Here is a 10,915-nt window from a genome sequence, read left to right on the forward strand (position 1 = left end):
GCCATCAGAAGCTCCACGGTGAGTACGGCACCCGGCGACGAACCTGCCATGAGCAGCAGCATCAGGCCCAGCCCCACCAGCCCCGCCAGGATGGTGCGGCGCCGCCCGATGGCCGTGGCGAGAAAGCCGCTGGGAATGGCGAAAACCAGGAACGAAAGCGAGAAGAAGCCCAGCATGAACGAGGCGTCCGCCGCCTGCATGCCCCACACCTCCACACCGTACAGCGTGAAGAGCGCCTCCACCCCGCTCCACCCGATGAACCACGCGAAGATGGCCAACAGCAGCCGCCACGTGCTCCGGTCGGGGTCGGCCCAGACCTCCCGCAGGGCCTGGATGACGCCGACGCTTTCTCGTTTTTCGACTTCGGGCCTGGCCGGCTCCTTGATGAAGAAGTAAAGCGCCACCAGCACCGCCGCCAGCACGGCCGACGTGGCCGCAAAGGGCAGCGCCGGATCGGCTTTGTAGAGGCGGGAGAAGGCGAAAAACGCCAGAAGCGCTCCCAGGCCGCCCATGAAGTTGATGACCCCGTTGGCCTTGCTTCGAAGCGGGGACGGCGTGATGTCGGGCATCAGCGCCACGGTGGGCGCCCGGAACGCCGTCATGGACAGGTTCATGACCACAATCACCATCATCATGAGCGGAAGCGAGAACCGCGCCACGGGAATCAGCCCGAAGAAGACGGCCGCCACCGGCATGCCCGCCACCAGGAACGGCATGCGCCGCCCGGCCCGCGTCCAGGTGCGGTCGCTCAAAGCGCCGAAGTACGGCTGCAGCGTCACCGCCGCGATGTTGTCGAGCGTCATGATGGCGCCGATGAGGGTGGTGCGGTAAGCTACGTCCTTCAACAGGTCCCCCAGGAAGATGGGCACGTACGAGTTGTAGACCGACCAGGTGAGGGTGATGGACAAGAAGCCGAGGCCGAGGATGAAGGTCCTGCCGTAGTTGAGCTTCATTTCGCCGTCCTTCTTTCAAAACGCGCCCCTTGCGCGGCAGGGGGCCCTCCTTTTCTACTTCTACGCGGTGGCCTCCTCGATGATCCCCCGCAGCACCCCCGGGCGGTTGGTGATGATGGCATCCACACCCCACGAAAGGGCGCGGCGCATCTGGTCGGGCGCATCCACCGTCCACGTGTGGACGGCGAAGCCCGCCGCATGGGCGCCCTTGACCACCTCGGGCAGCAGAGCGTAAAACGGCGGGTGAATCGCATCGGCCGGCACCTGGCGCGCGTACACCCACGGGTCAACCAGGCCCTCGACGTACAGAACCCCTGTGCGGGCCGCGGGCTCGACGTGTTTGAGCAAGCGCAATGAATAGTGATTGAACGACGAGATGACGCACTTTTCCAGCACCCCGAAGCGACGCAGCGTCTCGACCACCTTGCGCTCGAGGTCCGGGTAGAGGACGCGGCCGCTCTTGAGTTCGACGTTGATCAGGCGGCAGGCCGGACCGATCGCCTCCAGCACCTCGGCGAGGGTCGGGATGCGTTCGCCCCGGAACCGGGAGTCGAACCACGACCCGGCGTCGAGCGCCTTGAGTTGCGCGAGGGTCAGGTTTTTGACCGGGCCCGAACCGTCGGTCGTGCGGTCCACCTGTTCGTCATGGATCACCACAATCTCGCCGTCCCGGCTCAGGTGCACGTCCAACTCGACGCCGTCCGCACCCGCCTCCAGGGCCCGCCTGAAGGCGGCAAGCGTGTTCTCGGGGGCCTGATCCGAAGCGCCGCGGTGGGCCAGGACGAGCGGCCGGCTGTGCATGCGAGGAGTCTCCTTTCCGCCTGCAGTGAGGACCATTCTCCCTGGGGAGGTTTTCCTCCTCGCCGAAGCCGCCCGCTGCTCGGTGCGGGGCCCGGCCCGCGCCAGCGGAAGGGCAGCCGAACCAACCGCGATACCGCCGACGGCCGGCACCGTGTGCACCTGGGTTCCCGTGTCACCCGTCCGGCCTCTCCGCGGCTGCCCAGCGCGGGCGGCGGCGTTCGCCGAGGCGCTCCAGGAGGAAGGAGGCCACGTCAAGGGCCAGGGCCACGTCGGCAGGATCGCGGGCCTGAAGGGCCAGATCCCGAAAGCGCGTTTCGAGGGCCTGGGGCTCGACGCCGGAGGGCCGGGCTACGAGTTCGGCGGGAGAAACGCCCAGGGCATGGGCCAGGCGCTCGACCCCGTCGAGGGTGATGTTGCGCTCGCCCCGCTCGACGCCTCCGATGTAGGCCGGATGCATGTGTGCCATCTCCCCGAGCTGCTGCTGCGTGAGGCGGCGACGCGTTCGGAGCTCCCGCACCCGCCGGCCGAAGAGTTCGCGCAACCGCTCCCCGCCGGGCTGAGGCTTCATGCGACGCAGTCCTTTTCAGGGAGAGCTGGAGCCTTACGGGCGGAGCCGGACAACGTGTCGATTTGCCAGCGGGCGCCTGCACGCGATTTCCAGAGGACAGGCCGCAAGCCGCCCGGCTGGAAAGCACAGACAGGCTCGGGCAGCGGGAAACGCGGGTTGCCTTCAATACCGATCAGTATCACAATAATACTCAAACGTGCCGCCCTCCCGCAGCGGCACCGGCTGTGGGCCGGGGCACGGGGTCAATCGGTGGCGTGGCAACCACCCGATTCGACGGTAGGGCCGCGATCCCCTGGCAGCACGGTCGCGGCCAGGCCGGGGCGCCCTCCACGCGCCCCGGCTTCCCGGCGAACTCTGGTCCGCTCGGGCCGGGCGGCCCGTCGAGGCAGCCCGCCATAGCGGAGCGGAGCTCTCGGGGACCGCCGCCGCGTCCTGAGTCCGGCGGGGTGCGGCGGCGGTTGCCACGCCCCGGGAAGTTCTCCTGCCTTGTAACGTGCCCCTCTTGTCGCGCCCGCACGCCCCACATCAACCGGCCGGCCGGGAGCGCGCCAGCGCTTTTTTTAAGCGGTTGCAAGCCAGGTAATCGGCTTCGCATCACATTCCCGTTGCATCCGCTACTCGTCTGGGCCGTTGCATCCGGATGGGCCGGTCGCTAGCATTGAGGGCGTTTCGTGCGGGAGCCCGTGTCTTTCTTGCCGGGAATCGACGCCGATACAGGTGAAGGTGGCCGGCGTGGCAGTTGGGGCGACCTCTCTCATCGCGGGGCTCATCTTCGTGCTGACGGTGGCCGGCATTTTGTTCCGGCCCTTCGGGTGGCACGAGGCGTGGTTCGGCGGGGCCGGGGCGGCTCTCATGCTGGCCACCGGGGCGGTCCGGGCGGACGGCGTGCTGGCGGTGCTGGAGCAGACGGCCCCGGTGCTTTTGTTCCTGGTCGGGGTGCTGATGGTGGCCGCCGTCGCCGAGCGCGCCGGGGTCTTCACCTGGGCCGCCCTGAAGGCGGCCCGCCTGGCCGGCGCCAGCCCCAGGCGGCTGTTCGTGGCCTCGTACCTGCTCGGGGCGCTGGTCACGACGTTCTTCTCGCTCGACACAACCGCCGTGGTGCTCGCACCGGTAGTGCTCCGGATTGTCCAGCAGGCGGGGGCCAACCCGCTTCCGTTCGTGTACCTGAGCGTCTACGTCGCCAACGTCACGTCACTGCTGCTACCCGTGAGCAACCTCACCAACCTCCTCGTTCAGGCGCAATACGGCCTGCAGTTCTGGGAGTTCGCCCGGATCATGTCTCTGCCGGCGCTGCTCTCGGCGGGTGCGAACCTCGCCCTGCTGTACGCTGTCTTCCACCGCCAGCTGGCCGGCCGGCTCGACGTACAGGGCCTCCAACTCCAGGTGCGCGCTCTGAGCCGCTCGCCGTTCCTGCGCTGGAGCGTGCTGATCAGCGCGGCGACAATCCTCGGGTTCGGCGTGGCGGGGTGGCTGCAGGCACCCCTTTGGCCGGTCGCGCTCGCCGGGGGTACCGCCATGGCGGGGATGGCGCTGGTTCGCCGGGAGGTGCGGCCGCAGTTTTTCCGCCGCGCCGTTGCGTGGGCGGTTATTCCCTTCGTGGTGGGCCTGTTCATCGTGATTCAGGGGGTGCAGGCGACGGGCGTCGGGGGACAGTTGATGGCCGCGGCGTTGTCGCCCCGCGCGGCAGCGTTGCCCGCCATCGAGCCGGGTGCACCGGGCGAAAGACCGCCGGCGCCTGCTCTTGAGGGATTTGGCGACCTGGCAGCTCTTGCCGCAACGAGTGCGGTGGGCTCGAACGTGGTCAACAACATCCCCATGACACTTCTCGCCATGGCGAACCTTCCCCCGGCCGAGGCCACGGCGCCGTCCCCATGGGGGCGACTTGCTCCGTACGCGCTGCTCCTGGGGGTCAACATCGGCCCGACCCTGACGGTGGTCGGCTCGCTGGCCACCATTCTCACACTGACGCTTGTCCGGCAGAGGGGCGTCAACGTGAGCGGCTGGCACTACCTCAGAATGGGATTGATCATGATGCCCCCCACGCTGACCGCTGCTCTGCTGGGGCTTGCGGCCTCGGCCCGCTGAGCGCAGCGGGCCTGCCCGCTCCGCGAGGCGGCTACGCCATTCGTTACCCGGGCTCCCAACGGGTTCCGGCCAGCTTTCTGACAGTTTCCGGCAGGATTGAACACGCTTTTCGCAGAAGGCAGGCCGCGGTGTGCCGCGGGAGCGGAAACCGGCATTGCCAGAAACTGCTGCGCCGCCCAGCGAGCCAGGTGCGGCGCGGGGGACACCTGGGAAAGGTGGGGGACGGGTGCAGAGGGTAGGTGGCTCGTGGATTGGGCCTGTGCTCGGGGTGGTATCGCTGCTGCTGGTCGCGGGGGCCGGCGCTGTCGAGGCGGCCGTACCCGACTCGCTGTTCGCAGAGGGGGTGGAGCTCCGGACCAGCGCCAGGGTCGCAGGCATGGGAGGAGCGTTCGTAGGGCTGGCTGACGACGGCGCCACCCTTTTCTACAACCCGGGCGGCCTTGCGTTTCTGCCACGTTTCGAGCTTCAGGGCGCAGGTATCTCGGGGCCTGAGCTGTCGTCCCAGCCTGCGGAGGGCACCTCCACCCGCCTTAGCGCGCTGGCCGCGGCACGCGGCTTCGGCATGGGTGCCACGCGGATGACGCTCCCCAGCGAGACTGGGGAAGCGGAAGGGCTCAAAGGCAGCGTCGGGCTGGCGATTCCCCTCGGGTTCATCGGGTTGGGCGTCACGGGAAATTACCTGGTTGACAAGGGGGGCGACCCCGGCAAGGGGGGCAAGGGGTGGATTGCCGACGCGGGGGCGCTCGTAAGCCTCGGCCCGCTGCGGCTCGGCGCGGTGTGGCGTGGCGTGGCGGGCGAGGTCACCCTCCTGGACGGCAAGGACACGCCGCTGGACCCCGCCTCTTACCGCCAGACCATCTACGGGGCAGCGCTCCGGCTCGGTTTTGCCAATATCGCCGTGGACTACGCGCTTCCGGCGGGCTGGTGGGGCCCGGACGTGGCGCCCCACGTGCGGGCCGGAGCGGAGCTGACGCTCGGGCCGCTTACGCTAAGGGGAGGAGTCTCCCGGCACCAGCCCGAGGGAACCCGGCTCAACCCGGAGATGCACACGCTGGGAGCCTCCCTCAACCTCGGGCCCTTGCGCCTCGACTACGCGCTGGCCGAGCCCTGGAGCGAAGGCGACCCGTTTTGGGGCGGCAACGAGGCCAAACGGGTGCAGAGCCTGGGCCTGCGGCTGGCGTTCTGAGCCACAACCAGGGCCCGACAGGCCCGCACAGGTGCAATCAGCGGGCTGCCGGCGCGCGGAACCGGCAGCCCGCGTCTTTTTCAGGCGGCTCTACCCGCCTCCTCGAGACGGTTCGCCACGCCTGCTCGAACAACCCGGTGACTCGTCTCGATCTCTTTGCATCGGTAGACGCATGACTGCCAGCAGTCCCGGCTCGAGCCGGCGCGGCATCAAAAAAGGCTCCACCTGCTCCGGGTGCGGCCCGAAGTAGACCAGGTGGCCGGGACATTCGCAATCTGACGCGCCGAACCTTCGCGGTCTCGCCGGCAACGCTACTTCAGCCCTGCCCGCCCTCGCTGGCTGTCCATTCAGCGTCTGCGCATACCCGGCAAGGGCAGCCGCCATGTGGCACTCCTGCCCGCGAGGAGCCCCGGGCCAGACGTCCACCCCGACCACCTCCGCCCGACGGCGAAGGTCATCGACGTGCCATCGAACGGTCGGGGATCCCCGGACGTGGCGGGCGAGACGTGCCGCCAGGTTTCGCTGCGCCGAACCCACGTACGCGTACAGCCCCCGCCGGAGCACCGACCCGCCGGGACGGGGCACGGGAAGCCGTGCCTGTTCAGACAGCCACAGCCAGATGGCGTAGACTCCCGAGGAAGGGAGGGACTGTTCGGCCTCCCATGCCGAGGGGTAAGCGCGCCTGGGCGCCGTGGGATCGCGTTCCATGGTGACGACGGTCAGCGGTTTGTCCGCATGGGCGCGGCGCTCCACGATCCGGTACCCCAGCTGCGCGTAATACGGCGGGAGCAGCCGTTCAACAACGCAGTAGAGCCTCACACGACGGACTCCGGCCCGGGCTGCTTCCCCTTCGACGCTCTCCACCAGGCGGCGAGCGATCCCCTGACCCCGGAATGAGGGAACGACGCCCAGCCGTTTCAGCTCCCAGACGCCGTTACCTGCTGGCACGATGCGGACGGTGCCAACGGCCTCGCCAGAGGGAAGGCGGGCTATCCACACGCTCGCACCCTTTGACAGGTCCCCGAGTACATTCTCGGGAGATTCCTCGGCTCCGCCGGGCGGTGGAAGCCCGGCGGCGGCCCGTCCCGGTGCGCTGAACGCTGCCCGGGTGATGCGGGCCACTTCCCGCGCCCAGTCGTTGACCGTCGGGAATGCTGAGGGCTGGAGCAGCCCGAGCCGGACCTCCACGCTCATTCGCCCTGGCGTATCCCCTTTCCACACCAGACAGACGCAGCCTGAGCCGGCAACATTTGCCAGCTCATTCCAGGTGTCTCCAAACGGCAGCCCGATGCTCATGGATTTTCGTGCACAGGCGAGAGGACCTTCACCAAACCCGGCTCGGTTGTCGCGGTGTTCACGTGCGGCGGCCTCCCCGCTGGTACTGACTTCGTGCCCCTCGCTCACTGGCATGGCTGGCTTGGGCCTCTTCCGGGCGAAGACCTGGGCTTCGAGTGGCAGAGAAGCGTGCAGGGTTTTATCAATGCCTGCCGAAATATGGATCGTACTCGGTAAGGGTTATCAGTGCTGGTACAGTTTGGGGTGGATCGTCGCCCAGCCCGGCGGGCTGTTCAGGATAAACCCTTCGGGAGTAGGGGGCGCAAAGCCGCAGGTCTTCGGGCGGAGCCGGAGCTCGGGCGGGCCCGGCTACGGCCGAGCAGGGGGTTGTAGCATGAGAGCGCTGCCTGCATCCCCCGCCCCATCGGTACCGTTCCGGGAGGCCCTGGAGCTGGCCCGCCCCTTCTTCCAGCCCCTGGTCAGCTTGCGCCAGCGCCGCATCGTCGGGTACGAGGCGCTGGCCCGCGGGCCGCAGGGCACGGTCTGGGAGTCGCCTGCCGCCCTGTTTGCGGAGGCCGAAGCGCAGGGCCTCTTGAGCCTTCTCGAATGCCGCATCTGGGAGGCGGCTTTCCAGGTGTGGGAGGCACGCTTTCCCGGGCTTATGTTGTGCATCAACGCCCATCCCGGCAGCTGGCGCCAGTTTCGCTTGCCCGAGCACCCCGTCTGCCCGTTGCCCCGGCTGCTGGTTAACGGGCAGCTCCGGCAGGGCGGGCGGCTGGTCGTGGAGGTGCCCGAACGCCTGACCCTCTCCCAGTCGGCCGAGGCCCGGCGCCAGGCCGACCAACTCCGGGCCGCCGGGATCCAGCTCTGGCTCGACGACCTGGGCAGCGGCGTGGCGGGGCTGCAGTTTCTGCCGCTGCTGCGGCCCGACGGCATCAAACTCGACCGGCTGCTGGTGGGCGGCGTGGACGCCGATCCCTACCGCCGGGCGGTGGTGCGGGCGCTGGTGGGGGCCGCCCGGGAGCTGGGCCTCACGCTGGTGGCGGAGGGGGTCGAAACGGAGGCGGAGCTTGGCTGCCTGGCGGCGCTGGGCGTGGATCTGGCCCAGGGCTTCTTGTTAGGCCGTCCGGCTCCGGAGCCCCGGCCGCTTGCCCCTGACGTGGCCGCGCTGCTGGCCCGGCTGCCCGTCCCGGACGCCCCGAAGACCGCAGGACGCTTGCGCCCTGGAAGGGTCCGGGGCAGGCGCACGGCCGTCTGGCCCGCGTTGGGGGCCCTCAGCCGGGCCCTGAGCCAGGCCCGGTCGCTACGCGAAGCGCTGGGCCACGTGGGTCGGGCACTGACCGAGCAGCTGGCCTGCGATGGGGTGCTGATACTGGGCGAATCCGTCGCGGCGCAGCCCTCCCACCCGTCCGCTCCCCCCTCCGCCGGCGGCGGCGTCTCGGTGGTGATGCTGGACGGGGTGCTGTGGCCGTCGGTGCCCGGGCCGGACCCGGTTGCTGGCGCGCGCGGGCGGTTGGGACCGCCCCGCGAAAGCGGCCGGCTCGGGGTGCGTTTCCATGCCGACCTGCACCTGCCCGACCCGGTCTGGGAGCCGGTCTACGCCCTGAGCGCGCGGCTGGGCTTTTCGCGCCTGCTGACCATACCGGTGCCCGCAAGCGGGCCCCGGGTGCTGGTGTGGGCGGTAGGATGGCGCAGGCCGGTCCGGCTGGACCCGGAGGCCTTCGCCGTCGCCACGGTCCTGGCTGACTACACCGCCCTGGAGTGGCGCCGGTGGACATGCCCGCCCCCTGCGCCGACAACGGGCGCGGGGGCGGCCGGGGCTGAAGACGGGCCATGACGGACGCCTGTACGCCAGGGCCTTCAGTAGCGGCGGACATGGAGGCCTGGTTGATGTGAGGAACAAGCGGGCCCGGAAGGGCTCCATACGGACCCGACTCCTGGCCGGCGCCGCCTGCATGCTTCTCCCCACCCTGGTTCTCGGGATCGTCTCGCTCGCCATCCACCGGAGTGTCGTGCGGGCGTTCGAGAAGGTGGTCGAAGAGGCGACCGAGGAGAGTCATCCCGTGGCCCATCTCCAAACGGTCCTTTTACAAGCATCCATGCCGGCCAGCGACTACCTCGTCCACGGTTCGCCTTCCGAGCGGGAAGCGTTTGCCCGCTTGAGCCGGGAAGTGGAGGAGGCCTTCCAGGATCTTTTGACCCGCCCCTTCGGCCTGGCGCAAGAGCTGGCCCTGGTTCGGGCCGCACAAGCGCAATGGCGCGAGATCCGCGCGGTCAGCGAAGCCATCCTGGCCTTACCCGATCCTGTGAACAACGCCTCCGGAGCCCGTCAGGTGGAACAGCTTGACGCCCTGGTGAACCGGACCGTAACGGATCTCGGGCAGATCCATGAACTGGCGCATCAGGAGATCGAGGCCCACCTGAAGGAGGCCCGCGCGTTTTACGCGAGGGTACTGCTCGTCATCCTCGCCGTTCTTGGGGCCGGGCTGGCCGGCGCGTCGGGTCTTGGCGCCTGGCTGGTAAGCTCCATCCTGGGCCCCCTGGGTGCGCTCGAAGAAGGAGCACGTCGCCTGGGGGCGGGAGACCTGTCCTATCGGCTACCCCCCTTTGCCTGTGATGAACTGGACCGGGTGGGGGCGACGTTTAACCTGATGGCGGACCGGCTCGCCGCAGACCGGGCGGCGTTAGAAGAGCTGGCCACGCAAGACGCCGTGACCGGGCTGTATAACTATCGGGAGTTTCACCGGCGCCTGCACGAAGAGGCGGAACGAGCCCGGCGCTACCACCGCCCTCTCTCCCTGCTGATGCTGGATCTGGACCACCTCAAGGCTTTCAACGACACCTACGGGCACCAAGCCGGAGATGAAGCGTTGAAGGCGGTCGCCGAAGCGATCCGCCGTCATGTGCGGCCGCCCGACGTAGCGGCCCGATACGGAGGCGACGAGTTTGCGGTCATCCTTCCGGAAACGCCCCTGAGGAGCGCGGTCGTGGTTGCGGAGCGCATTCGAGCCACTGTGGCCGCCTCTGCGGTAACCGGCGCCGCGACCATTACGGTAAGTGCCGGAGCAGCGGCTTTCCCCGACGACGGGGCAAGCGGACCCGAACTCGTGGCTTCCGCGGACAGGGCCCTTTATGCGGCCAAGAGCGCGGGCCGTAATCACGTATGCGCGGCCAGTCAGCACGCCGACCGCTGAGTGAAAGGTGAAAGGTGCCTCTGGTTCGCGCCCTGGTCGCAGCCTTCTTGGTTTCTCCGTCTCGTCCCGGTCCCGTGGCGCCTTGTCTTGCCGAGCTCCAAGCCAGCCCGTGCCCGCTCCATTTGCACGCCAGCACCGACGAAAAAGGCGCCCCCGTAGGGGCGCCCTTCCTTGGAGCCTTCACGCCAGACGGTCAACGGGGGTCGTTCCCAGCGGCCAGTTCGGCCTCCACGAACCACTCGTGGATGCCCGCCTCTTCCATCGCGTCGAAGAGGATGCCGTAAGCGTAGGTCAGGCGCGCTTCCCGTACCTGGCCGGCCGACTGCCCAGGGATGTGTGGGGCAACCGTCAGGCGCACACGAAAGCCCACGGGAAATGCCGGTGCCGCTCCCAACGTGCTGGGGAACGGGCCCTCTTCGGGAGCGAGCTGGGACTCCACGTACCACAGGTGAATGCCCATCTGCTCCATGCCATCGAATACGATGCCGTAGGCGTAGGTCAGGGCGGCTTCCCGTACCTCGCCGGTGGCTCCCCTGGGTATCTCGGGGATGTGGGGAGGCACGATCACCCGCACGCGCGACCCCACGACGAATCTCGGCGGTGCGACCGCAGGCCCGGCCACGCCAACCACCCTCCGGGTCGTGGCTGCGGGTCCAGCCTACGCACCCCGTATTGGCCGGGGCCTAGGAGCCGGTTCCGCATTTCGAGGGGACACCATGCTTTCGGGCCTCCTCCTTCGGGTGCCCCTTGGGGGGCCGTAGGCAGGCTCGTAAAATCACGGAAAAAGCGAGCCGGAGGGGAACCCGAGCCGTGCGAGGCCGGACCACCCGGGACCTCCGCCCCGGCTGGCCCG

General features: G+C 68.9%; 9 protein-coding genes. 4 read left to right on the top strand and 5 right to left on the bottom strand.

The genetic code is table 11. The annotated features are described in order from the left end of the window. The 3 genes from AB1609_07155 to AB1609_07165 all read right to left on the bottom strand — a co-directional run. Positions 1 to 953: MFS transporter (locus AB1609_07155; protein ID MEW6046244.1), on the bottom strand; the 953-nt coding region annotated here is incomplete at its 3' end. Positions 954 to 1,013: 60 nt separating this feature from the next. Continuing rightward, positions 1,014 to 1,754 (bottom strand): glycerophosphodiester phosphodiesterase, encoded by a 741-nt coding sequence (locus AB1609_07160; GenBank protein MEW6046245.1) that lies wholly within the window; start codon positions 1,752 to 1,754, stop codon positions 1,014 to 1,016. 172 nt (positions 1,755 to 1,926) lie between these two features. Next, a complete protein-coding gene (locus AB1609_07165) occupies positions 1,927 to 2,322 on the bottom strand; it encodes a helix-turn-helix transcriptional regulator (protein MEW6046246.1) in 396 nt (131 codons plus the stop codon). A gap of 732 nt (positions 2,323 to 3,054) precedes the next feature. On the opposite strand from AB1609_07165, the gene AB1609_07170 reads away from it, so the two are divergent. Together AB1609_07170 and AB1609_07175 are read left to right on the top strand one after the other, a co-directional pair. Next, positions 3,055 to 4,407, top strand: a complete 1,353-nt coding sequence (locus tag AB1609_07170) for an SLC13 family permease (protein ID MEW6046247.1) — start codon at positions 3,055 to 3,057, stop codon at positions 4,405 to 4,407. 226 nt (positions 4,408 to 4,633) lie between these two features. Continuing rightward, complete coding sequence (locus tag AB1609_07175) at positions 4,634 to 5,593, top strand: hypothetical protein (protein MEW6046248.1); 960 nt, start codon at positions 4,634 to 4,636, stop codon at positions 5,591 to 5,593. Positions 5,594 to 5,683: 90 nt separating this feature from the next. On the opposite strand, the gene AB1609_07180 is transcribed toward AB1609_07175, so the two are convergent. Beyond that, positions 5,684 to 6,787, bottom strand: coding sequence for a GNAT family N-acetyltransferase (locus tag AB1609_07180; GenBank protein MEW6046249.1), 1,104 nt, complete (start codon positions 6,785 to 6,787; stop codon positions 5,684 to 5,686). A 475-nt stretch (positions 6,788 to 7,262) separates the two neighbouring features. On the opposite strand from AB1609_07180, the gene AB1609_07185 reads away from it, so the two are divergent. Beyond that, positions 7,263 to 8,705 carry an EAL domain-containing protein gene (locus AB1609_07185; GenBank protein ID MEW6046250.1) on the top strand — a complete coding sequence of 481 codons (1,443 nt, stop codon included), beginning with the start codon at positions 7,263 to 7,265 and terminating at the stop codon, positions 8,703 to 8,705. A gap of 55 nt (positions 8,706 to 8,760) precedes the next feature. After that, complete coding sequence (locus AB1609_07190) at positions 8,761 to 10,062, top strand: diguanylate cyclase (protein ID MEW6046251.1); 1,302 nt, start codon at positions 8,761 to 8,763, stop codon at positions 10,060 to 10,062. A gap of 193 nt (positions 10,063 to 10,255) precedes the next feature. On the opposite strand, the gene AB1609_07195 is transcribed toward AB1609_07190, so the two are convergent. Next, positions 10,256 to 10,684, bottom strand: a complete 429-nt coding sequence (locus AB1609_07195; protein ID MEW6046252.1) for a hypothetical protein — start codon at positions 10,682 to 10,684, stop codon at positions 10,256 to 10,258. Between the last annotated feature and the right edge of the window lie 231 nt (positions 10,685 to 10,915).

It is taken from the genome of Bacillota bacterium (assembly GCA_040754675.1).
GTDB lineage: Bacteria > Bacillota > Limnochordia > Limnochordales > Geochordaceae > Geochorda.